Origin of the sequence: Kordia sp., from assembly GCF_022447245.1 — a bacterium.
GTDB lineage: Bacteria > Bacteroidota > Bacteroidia > Flavobacteriales > Flavobacteriaceae > Kordia.
The window spans coordinates 36,995-58,842 of the sequence record NZ_JAKVBC010000027.1; the positions used below are offsets into that span (position 1 = coordinate 36,995).

The 21,848-nt window shown below is 35.4% G+C and carries 12 protein-coding genes and 1 other RNA gene; 10 read left to right on the forward strand and 3 right to left on the reverse strand.

The features are described 5' to 3' along the window. Positions 1-110 precede the first annotated feature (110 nt). The 9 genes from MK119_RS17010 (at position 111) to MK119_RS17050 (ending at position 16,169) form a co-directional block, all read left to right on the forward strand. Positions 111-3,146: a TonB-dependent receptor gene (locus MK119_RS17010; protein WP_290681068.1), complete on the forward strand. Its 3,036-nt coding sequence runs from the start codon at positions 111-113 to the stop codon at positions 3,144-3,146. A gap of 19 nt (positions 3,147-3,165) precedes the next feature. Further along, positions 3,166-4,707 (forward strand): RagB/SusD family nutrient uptake outer membrane protein, encoded by a 1,542-nt coding sequence (locus tag MK119_RS17015; RefSeq protein WP_290681071.1) that lies wholly within the window; start codon positions 3,166-3,168, stop codon positions 4,705-4,707. A gap of 181 nt (positions 4,708-4,888) precedes the next feature. Continuing rightward, the gene (locus tag MK119_RS17020; protein WP_290681074.1) at positions 4,889-8,194 is read left to right on the forward strand and encodes a VCBS repeat-containing protein; all 3,306 of its coding nucleotides are present in this window, start codon (positions 4,889-4,891) and stop codon (positions 8,192-8,194) included. A gap of 64 nt (positions 8,195-8,258) precedes the next feature. Beyond that, a complete protein-coding gene (locus MK119_RS17025; RefSeq protein ID WP_290681099.1) occupies positions 8,259-9,245 on the forward strand; it encodes an SMP-30/gluconolactonase/LRE family protein in 987 nt (328 codons plus the stop codon). 13 nt (positions 9,246-9,258) lie between these two features. Then, on the forward strand, positions 9,259-11,502 hold the full coding sequence (locus tag MK119_RS17030) for a glycoside hydrolase family 3 N-terminal domain-containing protein (protein WP_290681102.1): 2,244 nt from the start codon (positions 9,259-9,261) through the stop codon (positions 11,500-11,502). Further along, positions 11,495-11,989 (forward strand): gluconokinase, encoded by a 495-nt coding sequence (locus tag MK119_RS17035; RefSeq protein ID WP_290681104.1) that lies wholly within the window; start codon positions 11,495-11,497, stop codon positions 11,987-11,989. The genes MK119_RS17030 and MK119_RS17035 overlap by 8 nt, the downstream gene beginning before the upstream one ends. Further along, entirely contained in the window at positions 11,986-13,377 is a 1,392-nt protein-coding gene (gene gndA, locus MK119_RS17040; protein WP_290681107.1) for an NADP-dependent phosphogluconate dehydrogenase, read from the forward strand. Before MK119_RS17035 ends, gndA begins: the two co-directional genes overlap by 4 nt. Beyond that, positions 13,374-14,750: a gluconate:H+ symporter gene (locus MK119_RS17045; protein WP_290681110.1), complete on the forward strand. Its 1,377-nt coding sequence runs from the start codon at positions 13,374-13,376 to the stop codon at positions 14,748-14,750. Before gndA ends, MK119_RS17045 begins: the two co-directional genes overlap by 4 nt. Before the next feature lie 18 nt (positions 14,751-14,768). Beyond that, on the forward strand, positions 14,769-16,169 hold the full coding sequence (locus MK119_RS17050; RefSeq protein ID WP_290681113.1) for an MFS transporter: 1,401 nt from the start codon (positions 14,769-14,771) through the stop codon (positions 16,167-16,169). Between the two features lie 13 nt (positions 16,170-16,182). Here MK119_RS17050 and MK119_RS17055 read toward each other — a convergent pair whose 3' ends face one another. The 3 genes from MK119_RS17055 to ssrA all read right to left on the reverse strand — a co-directional run bounded on the left by MK119_RS17055 (position 16,183) and on the right by ssrA (position 20,208). Next, positions 16,183-17,346, reverse strand: coding sequence for an MFS transporter (locus tag MK119_RS17055; RefSeq protein WP_290681116.1), 1,164 nt, complete (start codon positions 17,344-17,346; stop codon positions 16,183-16,185). Positions 17,347-17,357: 11 nt separating this feature from the next. Next, positions 17,358-19,454 (reverse strand): thioredoxin domain-containing protein, encoded by a 2,097-nt coding sequence (locus tag MK119_RS17060; protein ID WP_290681119.1) that lies wholly within the window; start codon positions 19,452-19,454, stop codon positions 17,358-17,360. 357 nt (positions 19,455-19,811) lie between these two features. Next, positions 19,812-20,208: a transfer-messenger RNA gene (gene ssrA / locus MK119_RS17065) on the reverse strand. Between the two features lie 170 nt (positions 20,209-20,378). Here ssrA and MK119_RS17070 point away from each other — a divergent pair. Beyond that, positions 20,379-21,584, forward strand: a complete 1,206-nt coding sequence (locus MK119_RS17070) for an NAD(P)-dependent oxidoreductase (RefSeq protein WP_290681122.1) — start codon at positions 20,379-20,381, stop codon at positions 21,582-21,584. Positions 21,585-21,848: the final 264 nt, after the last annotated feature.

Genomic DNA, 21,848 nt, shown 5'->3' on the forward strand with positions numbered 1-21,848 from the left:
TTTTTTGGTTAAAAAAATGAAAATAACGTCAAGTGTTAGTTCTTTTTTTGACAATAATTGTCTTTAAAAATGCTTTTTTACCTAAAAAATAGCCTAATTAATTAACGAATATGAAAAACAATTTTTTAAAGAACTTTTTCCTAGTAATGTTGCTATCATCATTCAGTATATTGTATGCGCAAGACATAACAGGAACTGTTTCTGATGCCACTGGTCCAGTTCCAGGTGTAAATGTTACTGTAAAAGGAACAAGTAATGGAACCGCTACAGATTTTGATGGTAATTATACTATCAAAAATGTAAAACCAACCGATGTTTTAGTATACAGCTATGTCGGTTACAAATCTCAAGAGATTCTTGTTGGAGACAAGAAGACCATTAATGTTACGCTTGAAGAAGACCAAAATTCATTAGATGAGGTTGTCGTTGTGGGATATGGAGCTAAAAAGAAAAGTTTAGTGACTGGAGCTATATCAAGTGTAAACAGTGAAGACATTAAAAGTGTGTCTAACCAAAGAGTAGAGCAAGTTTTACAAGGACGAACTTCGGGGGTTACCGTTTCGTCGTCTTCTGGTTCACCAGGTTCTGGTGCACGTATTAGAATAAGAGGTACAGGATCAAGTGGAAATTCAGAGCCTCTGTTTATCGTTGATGGTATGAAAGTTTCTAATATTGATAACATTCCTCCGTCAGATATTGAAAATCTTGAAGTATTAAAGGATGCGGCATCTGCAGCAATCTATGGTACGGAAGGTGCTAATGGTGTAATTATCATTACTACCAAAAGAGGAAAAGGTAAAAATGTGAAAGTAAATTTTAATTCTCAACTTGGGTTTCAATTCCTAAATAGTGATATAGAATTAATGGATGCTTCTCAGTTTGTAACGTATATGAATGAAGCTGGTCTTACTTCTGTTGTCAATAATGGATATGATACAAACTGGATTGAAGAAGTGTTTGATACAGCTTTTATGCAGCGTTATGACGTAAGTTTGTCAGGTGAAGCAGCAGGAATTTCATATTATGCATCTATTGCACATACGGATCAAGATGGTATTGTGGCAAAAGAAAATTCGTCATTCAAAAGAACTGCACTACGTTTAAACCTCAAGAGTGATATCACTAAATGGTTAGAAGTTGGCGTAAGTGCAACTACTTCATTTATTAAAAGAAGAGGAGTTCAGGAAAATAATGATACAAGAGGTGTTATTCAAAATGCTTTGGTATTAGATCCATTAACACCAGTGGTGTATCCAGCAGGACAAGTGCCACAAGAAGTATTGGATAGAGCAGCAGATAATGGATTTCCTGATGTACCTGTGCTAAGAGATCGTAATGGAAGTGTATATGGATATCCAGCATACTCAACAGGAGAAACGTTAAATCCAGTTGCTTTTGCTGATGTAAACAGAACTTTAAATAGTAACAATCAATTCTTATCTACAATCTATGGAAAATTTACCATTTTAGAAGGGTTAAACTTTACCTCTAGATTTGGATATGAGTATGGAGATTTCTTGAATGAAAATACAGTAACTCCTTATTTTGTAGCTTCAGAGGCGCAAAATACAGCATACACAATGTCAGAATCGAGAGTTCGTACAAGACGTTGGTTGTGGGAAAACTTTGCTTCGTATACAAAATCGTTTGATAATCACAACTTCTCAGTGTTAGCAGGATATTCTGCGGAAGACTTTGAAGTGCCTACGGTTTCATCAAGAACTGGTTCGGCTGCAATTGGTGACTTTACAGGTTTTGATTTAGATTCACCAGGATTCATGGTTGATGATAGAACTGATAATATTGTTACTTTCAGAGATAACTTAGTATCAATGTATGGTAGATTATCGTATGATTATGCAGGAAAGTATTTATTTGAAGCTTCTTTCAGACGTGATCGTTCCGATAAATTCCCAACGGGGAACAAAGCAGGTAATTTCCCAGCATTCTCAGCTGGTTGGGTTGCTTCTAAAGAAGATTTTTGGAGTGATGATTCTTTTGTAGACTACTTTAAAATAAGAGGAAGTTGGGGACAAAATGGTAATAAAGCGAACTTAGCTGGAAACTCAGATATTATCAGTATTACAAGAAATATTAATGGATTGCCAATTGATTACTTAGGGCAAGGTGGAGCGCAAATTACTGGATTTGCAAACACGAACTTAGTTTGGGAAACATCTACGCAAACAAACTTTGGTATTGACTTAAGAGCGTTAGATAATAAACTACGTTTCTCTGTAGATTATTTTAAGAAAACGACAGAAGACTTAATTGTATCTGACGGTAGTTTAATAACGCCTGGTTCTGCTGGATTTACATCTAACGAATTTAATGCAGGTACGATTGTAAATAAAGGTCTTGAATTTGAGATCGGATATGCTAACAATGATAGAGAATTCAAATATCAAATCAACGCTAACTTATCTACTTTAGATAACGAAGTAACAGAAATCTTATTCTTGCCACAAGGAACATCAATTAGAGGAGCAGGAGCACCACAAAATGATGACGGAATTACAAGGTTTACAGAAGGATTGCCAGCATGGTATTTCTTCGGATATCAAACAAATGGTGTAGATCCAGCAACTGGAGAATTACGTAGAGTAGATACAGATGGTGATGGAAACATTACAAACGCTGATAAAACATTTATCGGTTCGCCACATCCAGATGTATTATTTGGAGGAAACATATCTTTCCAATACAAAGCGTTCGATTTTAACTTACAATACCAAGGAAGTCTTGGAAACGATATTTTTACATCGTACAACCAACCTTCTAGACCTATCACTAATAAACCAGTACATTATTTCGATGAAAGATGGTCAAACCCTGGTGATAATGCAACCTTCCCATCAGCAGCGACAATTACAGATGCGTATGATACTGACTTAATGGTAGAAGATGGTTCGTACATGAGAATTAAGCAAATTCAGCTAGGATATACATTGCCTCAACGCCTGTCTGAAAAATTGCATGTAAATAATCTAAGATTATACGTATCTTTAGATGACTACTTTACCTTTACTAAATTTAGAGGATTAGACCCTGAAATTGGAAACTTTGGATTTAATGATATCGGAGTAGATAGAGGATATTACCCAACCGCTGCAAGAATGATCTTTGGGTTGGCTTTAGACTTTTAATCAAAAAAACTTTTTGAAAATGAAAAAAAACATTTTTTTAACAGCCTTAGTAGTATTTTTAGGATTCATGGCATGTAGTGATGATTTCACAACAAACCCACCTGAAAATGTAGAAGACCTTGAAACGTTCTTCCAAGATGAAGATAACGTAGAAGCTGCAGTCATTGGAATATATGACTTATTACATTTAAACTACAGTAGAGACTGGCATAGTGCTTTTCTAGTAAAATTATTGCCAGGAGACGATGCAAATGCAGCTGGTGGTAACTCAAGCGACCAGCCACAGTTACAAGATATTGATGATTATACTAATATTTCAACGGCAAATGGATCCATTGAAAGTGTTTGGAATAATTTTTATTCAACAATTGCACTTGCAAATCTAGTCATTGAAAGTTTAAATGAAAGTACTTTAAGTAATAAAGATAGAGCTACAGCTGAAGCTAAATTTATTAGAGCATGGTGCTATTTCGAACTTACAACCATGTTTGGAGATGTTCCATTACGTTTAACGCTTCCTCAAGGAGCAGCAGATTTTGGATTAGCTAAATCGTCAAGAGCAGATATTTATGTGCAAGTAGAGGCAGACTTGACAGATGCAATTGCAAACTTACCAGAAAAAACAGCATTAGCTGACGAGTTTAGATTCTCTAAAGGAGCAGCAGAAGCATTAATGGGTAAGGTATTAGTTTTTCAAGAAAAATATTCTGAGTCAATCCCTTACTTTGAGTCTGTTATTGGAAATGCGGCGCACGACCTAGAGCCAGATGTAGCAGATGTTTGGTCAATTAATTCAGAATTTGGAGTAGAATCATTAGTAGAGCTAGGATTTGTGTCAACTTCTGGAAGAGATTGGGGTAATGTTGCCTGGGGAGGAAGAAACGAAAGTAACTTACACATTCAGTTAATGGGACCTAGAGGTGACGGAATTTTTGACGTAACTGGAACAGGTTTATTAAACGGATGGGGATTCAACTTACCAACAGCAAAACTAGTAAATGCATTTGACGCAGCCGGAGATACACAACGTAAATCAGCTACCTTACTTACAGAAGCAGAATTAATTGCTGCTGGAGGAGGAGTTGATCCAACGAGTGCTACTGGTGGTGTTATTTGGGATTACGAAGGCGCTATCAGAATGAAGTATGCTACCAGATCGGAAGATACGAGTGATGGCGGTGTACGTGAATTAAACTACAGTACAAACTTTAGAGTGTTCCGTTATGCAGAAGTATTGTTATTAGCTGCTGAAGCGTATAACAAAGTAGGACAAGATGGAAGTGCTCGTACAGAATTGAATAAAATTAGAAGCAGATCAGGATTGGCTGATGTAAGTACATCGCTTTCTGGAACAGATTTATTTGAAGCTATTGTGCAAGAAAAGTTTTTAGAATTAGCGCATGAAGGACAACGTTTCTGGGATTTAGTACGTTGGGGAAGAGCTGCTACAGAATTAGCAGGTACAGGATACGCTCCTAAGAATGATTTATTCCCAATTCCTATCACAGAAATTGACAAAAACGGAGAGTTAACAGTAGCTGATCAAAATCCTGGATACTAATTCAAGGACGAAGATAACGTTATTTTATATTCAAAATTACTATTTGAATTGCTTGTAACAAAGCAGTATGTAACCATGCTGCTTTGTTATTTTAATGAAAACTCAATTTTAAAAAGTGCATTCTTGAATTCCATTCTCGTTTCACTTTTTAAATTATACAACAAACCAACATACCTCACTAATGAAAAGACTGAGCAGCGCTTTTATCGTTATTCTTCTCATATTTGGTTGTGCAAAAAAGGACAACGACATAGTTGTTAATGAAGTACTTTTTACAAAGTTAGAAGCACAAAACACAAAGGTCTTTTTTAATAATACACTAGTAGAAACCGATTCACTCAACTATTTTAAATACACATCTATTTACATGGGCGGCGGTATTTCTGTAGGTGATATCAATAATGACGGCTTGGTAGATCTTTTCTTTACAGGAAATCAAGTTGAAAACAAATTATACCTAAACAAAGGCAATATAACCTTTGAAGATATTTCTTCACAAAGTAATACACAAGGAGACAGTCGTTGGTACACAGGAACTACTATGGTAGATGTCAATAATGATGGATATTTAGATATTTACTGTTCGGTAGCTGGTAAAAGTGGCAACAAAAAGAATCAACTATTTCTAAACAACAAAGACAACACATTCACAGAAGCAGCCGAAAAATACGGTATTGCAGATGAGGGAAACTCTATTCAAGCTACTTTTTTTGATTATGACAATGATGGCGATTTGGATATGTATTTAGCAAACTATCCAATATCACATCCTTCTACTCCCAATATGATTTATAAAAATCGCATGGACAATGTCAATGACCTTGAATCTGATAAACTATACAGAAACGATGGCGATATTTTTACCGATGTGTCGGAAGAAGCTGGCGTAAAAAACTATAGTTTCTCTATTGGTATTGCTGCTGCAGATATAAACAACGATGGTTGGCTCGATTTGTATGTTTCAAACGATTATAGTATTCCTGACTTTATGTACATCAACAATCAGGATGGAACGTTTAAAGAAGTCATCAAAGAAGCTACGAATCAAACAGCATTTTACGGAATGGGCGTTGATATAGCGGATATTAACAATGATGGTTTCTTAGACATCTTTCAAGCAGATATGGATGCTGATAGTAATCGCCGATCAAAAGCAAACATGGCAAGCATGAATCCGCGTTTGTTTTATGAAACAGTATTATACGGATTTCATTATCAATACATGCACAATTGTTTGCAACTTAACTCCGGATACATGGAGAATGGTGTGCCAAAATTCTCTAACATTTCTCGCCTAACAGGAACTTCTTCTACCGATTGGAGTTGGGCGCCATTATTTGCAGACTTCGATAACGATTCACACAAAGACTTGTTTGTAAGCAATGGAACACGAAAAGAAATCAATAACAAAGATTTCTTCAAAAAAATAGGCAAAAAGGAATACGACAAACTCTCACTGGTTGAAAAAAGTAAACAAATTCCGAGTGAAAAAATAGACAACTTCATGTTCAAAAATTTGGGCGGACTGGAATTTAAAAAAGTCAATCAAGATTGGGGAATTCAACACAAAGGGTTTTCAAATGGTGCAGTTTATGCAGATTTAGACAATGATGGCGATTTAGAAATCATTCTCAACAATATTGATGAAGAAGCAGTTATTTTTCAAAACAATACTTCCAATAATTACTTAAAAATACAGTTCAAGGGAACCATTACAAATCAGCACGGACTAGGTTCACGAGCTATTGTATATGCAGATGGAAAACAACAAATACAAGAGCTAACCTTAACACGCGGTTTTCAATCATCAGTAGCGCCAGAATTGCATTTTGGACTAGATCAAACAACTAAAATAGACAGTGTGCAGATCATCTGGAACGATGGAAAAACTAGTACACAAAAAGACATTACAGCCAATCAAACGTTAGTTGTAAAATATGATGAGGCTGCCCCTAAAACCCAACACCCAATACCTGCTACAGCAAGCGGAGTCGAGATGCAAACACTATTCACAACCAATACAACACTATCCAAAAGCATCAAACATCGCGAAAACGATTATGACGATTTTGCTACACAAGTATTATTGCCACACAAAATGTCTACACTCGGACCAGCCGCTGCTAAGGCAGATGTTAACAAAGACGGCTTAGAAGATATCTTTGTAGGTGGTTCGTTTGGATTGGTTTCTTCCTTGTATTTACAAACTGAAGATGGCTTTGAACCACAAAAAACAACCGCTTTTGATGCTGATAAAATCTCAGAAGATACAGGTGCTTTATTCTATGATTTTGATCAAGATGGCGATCAAGATTTATATGTGGTAAGTGGTGGATATGAATTTGCTGAAAATTCTATTTTTCTCAAAGATCGTTTATACATTAATGACGGAACGGGACAGTTTCAAAAAGACGAAAAAGCAATTCCTGCAAATGCTATCAGTGGTTCACGTGCATACGCTTTGGACTACAACAAAGATGGAAAGCAAGATATTTTAGTGTTAGGAAGGCAAACGCCAGGAAAATATCCATATCCAACCTCTAGTTACATTTTAGAAAATATTTCGAATTCAGAGAAGCTGAAATTTGAAGATAATACTGAAAATTTTGCACCTTCTTTACAAGGAATCGGAATGGCAACAAGCGCTATTATTAGTGATTTTAATAATGACTCTTGGGAAGATATTATTTTGGTGGGAGAATGGATGCCTGTGACAATCTTACAAAACAATCAAGGTGTTTTTGAAAATGTTACTGAAAAGATGCAACTTCAAGAAACCACAGGTTGGTGGTGGAGCATCAATCAAGGTGATTTTGATAACGATGGTGATCTAGATTATTTGATTGGAAACAATGGTTTAAACTATAAATATAAAGCTACCGAAGACGAAACTTTTGATATTTATATGGAAGATTTTGATAAAAATCAAAAAGAAGATATTGTCTTAAGTTACTATGATGATGGAGAACAATATCCTCTGCGTGGACGTCAATGTTCTTCACAGCAAGTCCCAGGAATCAAACAAAAATTTAAAAACTACGACGAATTTTCAACAGCAACGCTTATCGATGTATATGGAAAGAAAAATTTGGAAAATGCGTTGCACTATCAAATAAAATCATTTGCAAGTATCTATCTGGAAAATACAGGCAATGGATTTAAAATTCATGAGTTGCCGATGCAAACGCAGTTATCTAGCATTAATCAAATTCTGATTGACGATTATGACAAAGATGGATATTTAGATGCGCTAATTGCAGGAAACTTATACAATTCGGAAGTAGAAACACCAAGAAACGATGCGAGTTATGGAGCATTCTTAAAAGGAGATGGAAAAGGAAATTTTCAACCAATGCCAGCTACACAAAGTGGATTTTATACCACAGGAGATGTGAAAGATTTACAACAAATAACCATCGGAAATCAATCATACATTCTTTCAATAAAGAATAATGACTTTATACAATTTATCAAACATAATAACTAAAATACATATGTTGAAGTACTACTAAAAGGAGTACACAAAACACATTTTTACACCTAACATGTATATGAAAAAAATAACTTTATTTGTGCTGCTCATCGCACTCATGAGTTGCAAAACAAATGACACTACACCAACCAAAGAACTCATCGCAGAATTAGAATACAAAATACCAGCCAAACTAGGCGAAGGTGCTTTTTGGGATTATAAAAATGATGTCTTGTATTGGATAGATATTATTGGAGAATCATTGCATATATATTCTCCTAAAGACAAAACCGATAAGGAAATAAAAATGCCAGCTCCAATAGGGACTGTCGTGCCTTCTGAAGAAGAAAACAAAGTCATTGTGGCGTTGAATGATGGAGTATATGTGGTAGATATAACAACAGAAGACATTACAAAACTAACGGATGTAGAAGCAGAAAATAAAGGAACACGATTAAACGATGGAAAATGTGATCCAAATGGAAACTTGTGGATAGGTTCTATGGATTACTCTCAAACAAATCCTGGAGGAGGTTTATACAAAGTTGACGCGAGTGGAAAAACGGATAAAATGCTTGGAAATATTACCATTTCTAATGGAATTGTTTGGTCTAAAGACAATAAAACGATGTACTATATTGACACGCCAACAACAAATATCAGAGCTTATGATTTTGATGAAACAACCAACACGATTTCTAATGAAAGAGTGGTGGTTACTATTCCAAAAGAAGAAGGTTTTCCGGATGGAATGGCAATAGATGAAAACGATATGCTTTGGGTTGGTTTATGGAATGGAAACTGTATTGCTAACTACAACCCGCAAACAGGAAAACTCATCCAAAAAATAAAAGTACCAGCACACAATGTAACTTCTTGTGCGTTTGGAGGGGAAGACTTGGACATTCTCTACATCACTACAGCGAGTTTAGACATGACCGATGCCGAAAAAAAACAATATCCTATGGCAGGTTCATTATTCAAGATAAAATTAAAAACTAAAGGTGTACACAGTGCTTTTTTTAAAAAGCCAGTCATAAATACAATTCCAAAAGATGAAGAATAAACACAACACAAGCATGAAAAAAATATATGTATTCATCTGTATGCTTGTATGTGTACTAATGGCTTGTAAAAAAGAGCAACAGCCAACAAATGAGCTTGAAACGGAGGTGTCAGAACTACTTTCTAAAATGACACTAGATGAAAAAATTGGACAACTAAACTTACGTGGAACATCAAGTAGGGTAAAAGGGCAATTGCCAGATTCTTTAAAACAAGCCGTTCGCGATGGAAAAATTGGCGCTTTTTTAAATGTTACCAACACGGAACATGTAGACGAACTACAGCGTATTGCCGTAGAAGAAAGTCCAAACAAAATTCCATTAATCTTTGCTCGCGATGTAATTCATGGATACAAAACCATATTTCCAATTCCGTTAGGAATGGCAGCAAGTTGGGATGCACAAGTTGCCAAAAACTCATCTCGAGTAGCAGCCATAGAAGCTTCTTCTTTTGGAATACGTTGGACGTTTGCACCAATGTTAGACATTGCTAGAGACAGTCGTTGGGGACGAATTGCAGAATCGCCAGGAGAAGATCCATTTTTAGCTTCCAACCTAACAAAAGCCTATGTAGAAGGTTTTCAAGGAGATAGTTTAAACGATCCTACCAGTATGATTGCCTGTGCAAAGCACTTCATTGGATATGGAGCTGCTATCGGAGGACGCGATTACAATACAGCAATCATTAGTGATGCACAATTACACAATATTTACTTACCACCATTCAAATCTGCAGTAGATGCAGGTTCGCAGACATTAATGACTTCTTTTAATGAAATGAACGGAATTCCTGCTTCAGGAGATCGAAGAATGTTAACAACAGTATTGCGTGAAGAATTTGGTTTCGATGGTTTTGTAGTATCTGATTGGGAATCTGTTGAAGAAATGATTCCACACGGATTCGCAACTGACTTAAAACATGCTGCAGAACTTTCTTTAAACGCAGGATTAAACATGGAAATGACCAGTAAAGCCTTTGAAAAGTATACCAAAAATTTATTAAAAGAAGGAAAAATAACGGAAACACAAATCAATAGTCTAGTTGCCGATATTTTACGAGTGAAACTAAGAATGGGTTTGTTTGAAAAACCGTATCGTGTAGACAAAAGCGATAATTTATATGCAGATGCGCATTTACAAATGGCAAAAGAAGCTGCTATTGAAAGTTCTGTATTATTAAAAAATAAAAACAATGTATTGCCAATAACTACAAGAAAGAAAATTGCGGTTATCGGACCTTTGGCAGACAAACCAAGAGAGCAACTCGGTACATGGACGTTTGATGGTGATGGAACATATACCAAAACACCAATCAACGCATTTCAAAGCAATAATGTAAACTACAACTTTGTAGAAGGTTTATCATACAGTAGAGACAAATCTACTAAAGATTTTTCAAAAGCTGTTGCCGCTGCTAAAAACTCAGATGTGATTGTATTTATTGGAGGAGAAGAAGCCATTCTCTCTGGAGAGGCACACAGCAGAGCAAATATCAATCTGCCTGGAGCACAAGAACAACTGATCAAAGAATTGGCAAAAACTGGAAAGCCAATTGTGTTAATCATCATGGCAGGAAGACCCATTACGCTGGGAAATATTTTAAAGGATGTAGATGCTGTTTTAATGACATGGCATCCCGGAACCATGGGAGGACCAGCCATTCACGATATGATTTTTGGTATTGCAGAACCCAAAGGAAGATTGCCCGTAACATGGCCAAAAGTAGCTGGGCAATTGCCACTATTCTATAATCATAAAAACACAGGAAGACCTGTAATTCCAGAAGAATTTGTGCAAATGGACAGCATTCCAATTGGCGCATGGCAAAGTTCTTTAGGGAATACAACACACTATTTAGATGTTGGATACTTACCACAATATCCGTTTGGCTACGGTTTGGGATATACCAAATTTGTATACAGTAAAACGGCTGTATCAAGCAGTACAATTACTAAAAATAATGATATTATGGTAAAAGTAATAGTGACAAATGTAGGAGAGCGAAAAGGAACAGATATTGTGCAACTGTATGTGCAAGATGTAGTTGGACGGATTACCAGACCTGTAAGAGAATTAAAAGGATACCAAAAAGTAACACTTGAGCCAAATGAGCAAAAAGAGGTCACATTTACATTGTCATTAGACGATTTAAAATACTATGACAATCAAGAAAAACTGAATGTAGAAAAAGGAGAGTTCAAGGTGTGGATTGGTCAAAATTCAGCAGTAGGAATAAGCGCAAAATTCAGCTATGAATAAACTATTTGTCATCATGGGTGTAAGCGGTTGCGGAAAAACCACTGTTGGAAAACTACTTGCTTCCAAAGCAGGAATTCCATTTGTAGATGCAGATGCGTTTCATCCTAAAGAAAACATACAAAAGATGACAAATGGTATTGCATTAACGGATATTGATAGAAAACCTTGGCTAGAAAATTTGAATAGAGAACTTCAACAAAAATCCCAAACAACAGGAGCAGTATTGGCGTGTTCAGCATTAAAAGAAACTTACAGAACAATGTTGTCAAAAGACATCGAAAGTCTACAATGGATTTACCTAAAAGGTGATTATGAATTGATTCAAAAACGCATGCAGCAACGCGTACAACACTTTATGGATGTCAATTTATTGCAATCGCAGTTTGATACTTTAGAAGAACCAACTTACGGAATACATTTGTCAATCAATAATTCACCAATAAAAATAGTAACACAAATACTAAACAAAACAGCACAACCATCATGAAAGCTTCTTTTGGAATCGTAGGGTTAGGCGTCATGGGAAAAAGTATTGCGATCAATGCTTTGAATCATGATATTTCTGTTGCTGTCTTCAATAGAGAAACACAACATGAAGTTAATGTCGCTGGACAATTTGCGGAAGCACATGCAGATAAGAAAGTACAAGGGTTCTCAAAAATGCGTGAATTTGTCAAAGCCTTAGAAACGCCTCGCAAAATTTTATTGATTGTCAATGCAGGAAATCCAGTAGATCATGTCATTCATGCTTTACTTCCATATCTCTCAGCAGAAGATATCATTTTAGATGGCGGAAACTCTCATTATGAAGATACAAATAGAAGAATTTCTTTCTTACAGACTAAAAACATACACTTTTTAGGAGTTGGAATTTCAGGAGGAGAAGAAGGCGCTTTAAAAGGTCCGTCACTAATGCCCGGAGGCGATCGTGAAAGCTATAAAAGGGTAGCCAATGTGTTGGAAACAATTGCAGCAAAAGATGCCAATGGAAATCCGTGCTGTGGCTATATTGGAGCGCAAGGCGCAGGGCATTTTGTAAAAATGGTACACAATGGTATCGAATATGGAGATATGCAATTGTTGGCAGAATTCTATGAAATTTTATCCAGAAGCAAAACGTATGAAGAAATTACTGCGATATTCAACAAGTGGAATCAAACAGAATTGTCGAGTTACTTATTGGAAATTACAGCGCAAATTCTAAATACAAAAGATAGTGGTGAATATGTACTTGATACTATTTTGGACAAAGCAGGAAACAAAGGAACAGGTTCTTGGTCTAGCAAGACTGCGTTAGAATTAGGAATTCCAACAACAATTAAAACAGCTGCTGTATATGCACGATACATATCATCCTTTAAACAAAAAAGACAACAACTAGCCATCAGTACAACTAAAGATACAATTGATGCTGTAGATGTGGAAACACTAAAAGAAGCTTACTGTTTTGCCAGAATGCTCAACTTACATCAAGGATTTGATTTATTAAAAGCAGCTTCGGAACACTACGAATGGCAATTAGATTTTGCTGATATCTGTAGAATTTGGTCCAATGGCTGTATCATCAAATCAGCACTTTTACAGCAAAGTATAGAAGTTTTTAAGCAACACGATTCGTTATTAGATGCAATCACAATCACACAAAAACTGGCACAACAAGAAACAAAAACTAAAGAACTCTTGAAGTATGCGTTGGATCATCGTTTGAATGTTCCATGCATTTCTGAAGCCTATTCGTATTGGATTATGATGACTACCGAACGTACATCTGCCAATATGATACAGGCACAACGCGATTTCTTTGGAGCGCATACTTTTCAAAAAGTAGGCGATGCTTCAGGACAAAAGTTTCACTATAACTGGAAAACACTATGATGGAATTAGCCAAAGAAAATATAATACTTGACATTCCAGTATTGCTATCCGTTTTAGGAGGAATTGCCGTATTGTTAGTGCTTATATTACGATTCAAAATACAAGCTTTTATTGCGTTATTGATTGCTAGCATTACAGTTGGAATTCTTGCGGGAATATCACCAATGGCAATCATCACTACCATAAAAATGGGAATGGCAGATACGCTTGGTTTTGTAGCCTTAGTTATAGGTTTGGGCGCTATATTTGGTTCCGTTCTTGAATATTCTGGAGGAGCAGAAGCCTTGGCCAGATTTATGCTAAAAAAGTTTGGAGAAAAACAAGCCTCTTGGGCACTCATGATTACTGGATTTTTAGTAGCAATTCCTGTGTTTTTTGATGTAGCCTTTATCATTTTAGTGCCAATTATTTATTCGCTTCAACGCAGCACAAAAAAATCATTACTACTGTATGCAATTCCGCTTTTAGCAGGATTGGCCATTACACATTCGTTTATTCCACCAACACCAGGACCCATTGCCGTTTCAGATATTTTAGGAGCAGATTTAGGCTGGGTAATTTTGTTTGGATTTATTGTGGGAGTTCCAACAGCTGTAGTTTGTGGACCAATATTTGCCAAATACATTGCGCAAAAAATACACGTAGATGCACCAGAAACAACAACAGAAACCATAAAGAATCACGATTATCCTGCAATTGGATTAATTCTAGCAATTATTGGAATTCCAATTTTTTTGATTGTGTGCAATACTATTATCAACAGTCCTTTGGTTAGTAATGATCTTATTTCGGAAGATGTAAAAGAATGGATTGGTTTGATTGGAAATCCAATTGTAGCTCTAATCATTGCAAATTTAATTGCTTGGTATGTATTGGGAATTCGACGAAAAGTGACGAAGAAAAAACTACTTGATATTACGTCTGCTTCTATGGGACCCACAGGAATTATTATTTTACTAACTGGAGCAGGAGGTGTTTTTAAGCAAATGCTTGTGGCTACTGAAACAGGTAAAATGTTAGCCGTATATTTTGCAGAAATGGGCATTCCAATTATTATCTTCGGGTTTTTTATTGCAGTATTGGTTCGAATTTTACAAGGCTCGGCAACAGTAGCCATGATTACCGCAGCAGGAATCACAGCACCATTAGTTATGGCACAAGTTGATATTACTGCTATTGATAAGGCTTTACTTGTAATTGCAATCGCCTCTGGCGCTTCGATCATGTCACACGTAAATGATAGTGGATTTTGGTTGGTGAGTAAATATTTGGGAATTACCGAAAAACAAACCTTTCAAAGCTGGACAGTGATGACCACAATTTTAGCTTTAACAAGTTTTATACTAGTGACCATATTATCAATCATATTATAAAAAATAAAAAGACTTTATATGTCAACACAAACTAAATTAACCGTTAAAGAAAAAATAGGATACGCATTAGGTGATACGGCAGCAAATATTGCATGGCGAACTATCGGTCCTTTTTTACCAATCTTCTATACAGATGTTTTTGGTTTAGAAGCGGCTGTAGCTGCGACACTTTTATTTGTAATTCGTTTGGGAGATGGTGTAACGGACTTGATCATGGGAAACATTGCAGATCGTACCAAAAGTAAATATGGAAAGTTTCGCCCGTGGTTGTTGTGGACAGCTTTACCGTTTGGAGTTGCACTCGTATTGCAATTTACTACACCCGATTTAGGTTTGACAGGAAAGATTATTTGGGCGTATGGAACTTCTATATTTTATACACTCACATATACCGCTAATAATGTTCCATACTCAGCGTTAATGGGCGTTATGACAAGTGATGTAAAAGAACGTACTGAACTTTCTTCCTATCGTTTCTTTGGTGCATATTTTGGTGGAGTTATTGCGACGATTGGTGTTATTGCTTTGGTAGATTATTTAGGAAATGGCAATGAAGATTTAGGCTATCAATATACGATGTATGTATTGGCTTTTATTTTAGCGGGATTTTCATTAATTACATTTTATACAACACGCGAACGTATACCAGCCTTAGTAACAAACGATATAAAGGAAGATTATAAAGACTTGATAAAAAACAAAGCATGGTTCATTTTATTATTTATCGGTTTTGTATTTGTAACCTACAATGTGATTAAGCAAAGTGCGACCATGTATTATTTTTCACATTATGTAAATGATGAAGGAAATTTATTTGGAAGTCTGACTGCTTGGGGCGGAAAAAATGGCCTGGCAGGATTGTATTTGTTATCATTACTCGTTATCTCAATGATCTCTACCATATTTGCTCCCGCACTAACACAAAAATTTGGAAAAGTAAAGCTGTTTATTTTGAGTATTTTGTTTTCTGCAATTACAGCAGGCGCTATGTATTGGCTAGAACCAAATCAGGTTGGAACAATTTTTATTTTGGGAATTATCTCTGAATTTGGAGCAGGTTTGATGCCTGTATTGTTCTTTGCTATGTTAGGCGATGCTGCCGATTACTCGGAATACAAAAACGGACGTCGTGCAACAGGATTGGTATTTTCTGCAGGAACTTTTGCGATGAAATTTGGAGGTGGAATGGCAGGATTCCTCACATTAATGATTCTAAATTGGTATAATTACGATGGAGAAGCAGCAGTGAAAACTTCAGAAATGTTAGAAGGGATCAAGCTAAACATGAGTATTGTACCAGCTGTATTTGTCCTTGTAGGAGTAGTTGCTTTGTGGTTTTATCCGTTAACATCAAAAAAGATGAAAGAGATTGAAGCTATTTTAGCAGAAAGTCGTGCAGTTAAGAATGCTATAAAGTAAACTACTTTAGTTTTTAGTTTTTTGAAAGCGCCAGCAAACCTAGTATTGGTCCTAAAACTAACATTGCAAAGATTGTTGCTGAGTTTGTAGTTGTTCTTAAGGTATCAATCAGTAGAATGCTAATTATGGAAATAAAGTAACCAATACAGTTGACAATAGTCAATGCTGTGCCTTTTAGTTCTACCGGAGCGTTTTTGGCAACTAAGGTTGAAAAAAGTGGCGAATCTGCAATGACGACCATTCCCCAAAAAAGTAAAAAGAAAATAAATACACTAGGAGAATTGACCATAAATAGTATCGGAGAAATCAAACAGCAGATACAAGACAATAACAAGGCTATAAAAGCGACTCGTTTTACGCCTATTTTTTGTGCAATATAACCGCTAAATACACAGGCAAAGCCACCAATTCCTATAATTGTGAATGACAATATGGGAACATTAAACGAAGTTTCAGGATGTAATTTACCGTACATTTGAAGTATTAGTGGAACAAATGCCCAGAACGCATACAACTCCCACATGTGTCCAAAATAACCAAAAGCAGCTGTTCTAAAATTTTGTTGTTTAAAAATAGTAGGAATCGCAGCAAGATTTATCTTTTGTGAAGGCTTTCTAAACGGACCATTTGGAACAAAACAAAGCATTAAAATTCCTCCTAAAGTAGCTAAAGAAGAAGTAGCAATCAATACAAATTCCCAAGAAAGATTTCCTTTAATTTCTTTGAGTAAATGTGGAAAAGCAGTTCCAATGACCAAAGCACCAACTAAGAAACCAAGTGATTTCCCAAGACCTTTCTCATAATAATCAGCAGCTATTTTCATTCCCACTGGGTAAATTCCTGCTAAGAAAAAACCTGTAAAAAAGCGAAATACAAGAATACTTACATAGTTGTTTCCTTCCCAAATAAGTAATATGTTGAACAGCGCACCAAACAATGCACACATAAAGAAAACTTTGGAGGGCGAAAAACGATCTGCCACTGATAAAATGGCAAAAATGAGTGTTCCTGTAATAAAGCCAAATTGAAGTATGGAAGTTAGTTGTCCTAACGCACTTTCTTGCAATAAAAAATGTAGTTTCAATTCATGCATAACACCATTTCCTGCAAACCATAATGAGGTACAAAAGAACTGAGATAAGACGATAACGGGTAGTATAAATTTTGGAGGATTCATTAATAAGTCCGTTAGTTTTTCATCAAAGAAATTGCTTTCGAAACGCTTTCTGTGGGTAATTTACAAGCTCTATTTACACATACATAAATCAAAGTTTTGTCTTCATAAAAACGATTTTGAAGCAACGGCAATGTACTTTCTGTTGTACTTCCGCAAAGAATAATATTAGGTAAAAAGTTTTGATGTAATTCTTTAGCTTTCGCAATGGCGTCTTTCCCATTTATAACAACTTCGTAATAGGGTTTTGATATATTCAAGTATAATTGTAACCAGTTGGCATGTAAATATGGATACGTAATCGCATCGGGCAATACACGTTGTAACATTTTTTTACTTTTCGATAAGAAATCTTCGTTTCCAAAATAATGTCCTAGTTGAAATAAATTATGACTCATGACAGCGTTTCCAGAAGGCATGACACCATCTTCTACATCAATTTCCTTAAAGTTTAATGCTGTGTCTGAAGTTTCTGAAAAAGCAAAAAGTTCCTTTTCAGAATCGTAAAAATGAGCAAGTGTATATTCGGTTAATGACTTCGCATGGTGTAGCCATTGTTCATCAAATGTAATTTGGTATACCGCTAGATACGCATCTATTAAGTAGGCATAATCTTCTAAGTATCCTTTTAGATTTTCATTTTCTAAGCTTCGAAGCAAGTTCCAATCATTTTTGACTAACTTCTTTTTGATTGAATTTGCTGTATGAATAGCTTTTGTTTTAAGATTTTCATCTCCAAAAACCTTGTATGCATCTACATAGGCTTTTAACATCAAAGCATTCCAAGAAGTAATCACTTTGGTATCTGTTTCAGGAGCTACTCTATGTTTTCTTTCTTTTAAAAGAATCGTTTTCCATTGCGTTACTTTTTCATGTAATTCTGAAAGCGATAACTCATATTTCTTAATAAAATCAGCATCTACATGTTTCTTAATTAATACATGTTTTCCTTCTTCAGTAGTTTGAGTTTGATCAATTCCGAAATAATCAGCAAACAATGCAAAATCTTCTTTGATCAATTCTTTTAATTCTTCTTTCTCCCAAACATAATATGCACCTTCTTCCATTTCACCTTTTTCATTTCTACTATCTGCATTTAATGACGCATATAATAAATGATCTTTGCGAGTTAGTTGTTTTTCAACAAAATTGAGTGTTTGGTATACTGCATTTTTATAAGTGTCATTTTTGTGAATTTGATACGCAGATGAAAACAAAGAAATCAATTGCGCATTGTCGTACAGCATTTTTTCAAAATGCGGAATGTTCCAATCTTTATCTGTGGTATAACGTGCAAATCCGCCTTCTAAATGATCCGCTAGTCCACGATTAGCAATATTTTTAAGTGTTTTATTCACATGAAACATTAGCGCTTCACTTTTCTTAATTGTTGTATATCGAAGTAGAAAATTGTAATTGCTCGGTCTTGGGAATTTTTCGTTTTCTTTCAATCCACCAGCATCCATATCAAAATGTTTTTTCCAAGTATTGATAATACTATCTGTAGAAATTTTTGAAAGATTTACATCTGTATCAGAAGCAAAAGTTTGCAATGCGTTTATGCGTTGCACTTGTGCTTTAGCGAATTCGGCTGTTTTTTCAGGATTTTCTTTGTGAATTTTGACAATTTGTTTCAAAGAATTCATCCAGTTTTCTTTGGTAAAATACGTTCCGCCCCAAACAGGTTCGCCATTAGGAAGCGTAATGCAGTTTAATGGCCAGCCTGCATTTCCGGTCATTAATTGCACTGCTTTAATATAGGTTTTGTCAATATCAGGATGTTCTTCACGATCTACTTTTACATTGATAAAGTTTTCGTTCATGAATTTGGCGACCGTTTCATCTTTGAAGGTTTCTTTTTCCATGACATGGCACCAATGGCAAGAACCATAGCAAATAGAGAATAAGATAAGTTTATGTTCTTTTTCAGCTTTCGCTAGAATTTCCTCACTCCAAGGTTGCCAATCTACAGGATTGTGCGAATGTTGTAACAAATACGGGCTCGATTCATTGACAAGTGCATTGGTGTATTTGTGTGTTTCTTTTGTAGTTTTTGAACAAGAATTCAACACTAAAAAAATAAGGAGGAAAAATATTTGAAAAATGCGCATGAAAAGCTTTTTCTCAAATATAAATATAGTCGTGAATAGAAGCAAAAAATGTATGAGGAAAGTAATTTAGAATATAGCTAAATCATTTTTTGTAGCTTTTTTGCAAATACATTGCAGATTCAATACTAGCATTGGAATTTGCACTCAATCTACTATCATTATCTGCTTTAGGCAATGTTGAAGTAAAAAGAGCAATTCAATATATGTTGTTTCCGGAAGGAATTGAGTATGACTTTAAAAATCATCAATTTCGAACTTTTCGAATCAATTCTATATTTTTAACAATCTTAAGTATATCAAAGGATTTGATCGGAAATAAAAAAGAGAATTACCATAATTTCTATGATAATTCTCTCGAAGTGGAGTCGCCGAGAATCGAACTCGGGTCCAAACAAGCAATTCAAATGCTTTCTACACGCTTAGTTCTTGTTTTATTTTCGACTAATAGCTGACCAAAAACCGCCCACTACTAGCTTAGCTTCTTAATTGTAAAAACTGTAGCGAAGCTATACAGTTTCGATGTTGACTTTTATGGTATCTCAAAATCGGTCGCCATCAACAAGGGCTACTGGGAGATATTCAGCTTTTCCATCTTATGGAAACGTGGCTTATCTTACTATAATTCGGATTAGGCAGCTAAAGCGTAGTTATTTTCGCCATTTAAAAAGTGTGAAATATGAGATTTACGAGCTATGTCTCAGCGCTCGACGTGCTTACACTTCAATTCGACTCGCTGTCAAAACCAGTCGACCCCAAAATGTTTAAGAACTTTTACTTTTTAAATCGTAAAAGGACAGCAAAAATAACACAATTTTTAATAGTTTTGTGTTTTTTGTTCCAAATACTACTATTTTAGAACAAAAAATATACCAAACTAAATCGTGTCAGTCGTTAATATTACTGATTATTAAAAGAAAAACGCCTATGAAATTCGCTATCATCAAAGAACGTAAAAATCCACCAGACAGACGTGTTGTATTCTCACCAGAGAAACTTGCAGAAGCCAAAAGACAATTTCCAGAAGCAACATTTAAAGTAGAATCTTCTGATATTCGTGTGATTGCTGATAACGCTTACGATGAAAAAGGATTTGAAGTAACTGATGATATAGCTGATTGTGATGTGATGATTGGAGTAAAAGAAGTACCTATCGATCATTTGATACCCAATAAAAAATACTTTTACTTTTCACATACTATTAAAAAACAACCGTACAATCGCAAACTATTGCAAGCAATGCTGGCTAAAAACATTGAAATGTATGATCATGAGGTAATTACAAAAGAAAATGGAGGGCGCCTTATTGGATTTGGACGTTATGCTGGATTAGTAGGTGCATATAATGGCTTCCGTGCTTTAGGACTACGTGACGAATTGTTCAATCTGCCAAAAGTAGAAACACTTGCCGATTTAGATGAAGTAAAAAGAGAATTAGACAAAATAACGATTCCAAATATAAAAATTGTACTCTCAGGAACTGGAAAAGTTGCCTATGGAGCCAAAGAAATATTAGATCACTTAGGAATCAAAGAAGTTACAGACGCTACGTATTTAACTACTGAATTTTCAGAACCTGTATATTGTATGATAGATGTAATGGAATACAACGTACGTATTGACGGAAAAGTTGGTGATAAATACGAATTTTATAAAGATCCTAGAGATTACAAGAGTAACTTTATGCCTTATGCTGAGGTAACAGATTTCTTTATTGCAGGACATTTTTATGGTGATGGAGCTCCGTTCTTATTTACTCGAGAAGATGCCAAACATCCTGACTTTAAAATCAATGTAGTAGCCGATATTTCTTGTGATATTGACGGTCCAGTAGCAAGTACCATTCGTCCTTCTACAATTGCAGATCCATTCTATGGATACGATCCACAATCAGAATCAGAAGTTGCGTTTGATGCTCCAAATGCAATTACAATGATGGCCGTGGATAATTTACCATGTGAATTGCCAAAAGATGCTAGTGAAGGTTTTGGAGATATGTTCTTACAGCATGTAATCCCTGCATTTTATAATGGAGATAAAGATGGAGTATTGGCAAGAGCAAAAATGACAACAAGCGATGGAAAACTAACCGATCGCTATGCATATTTACAAGACTACGTAGACGGAAAATAAAAACGATACAAAAGTAATTTGTCGAAGTTTTATCGGTTTGGTTGTTCTAATAACAAAGACAATCAATCCATTAGTTCATATTATACAAGCATATGTAGGTAATGAAACAACATTAAAATAAAGTAAAAGCTGTCTGAAAATATTTTAGACAGTTTTTTTATACATAATATACTTCTGGAAGATGCCTATGTTGCTTTGAACTATATGAGAATAAATACTAATCGGTAGACAATATCAAGTTTAGTTGTCTTCTTTTTAAATAAA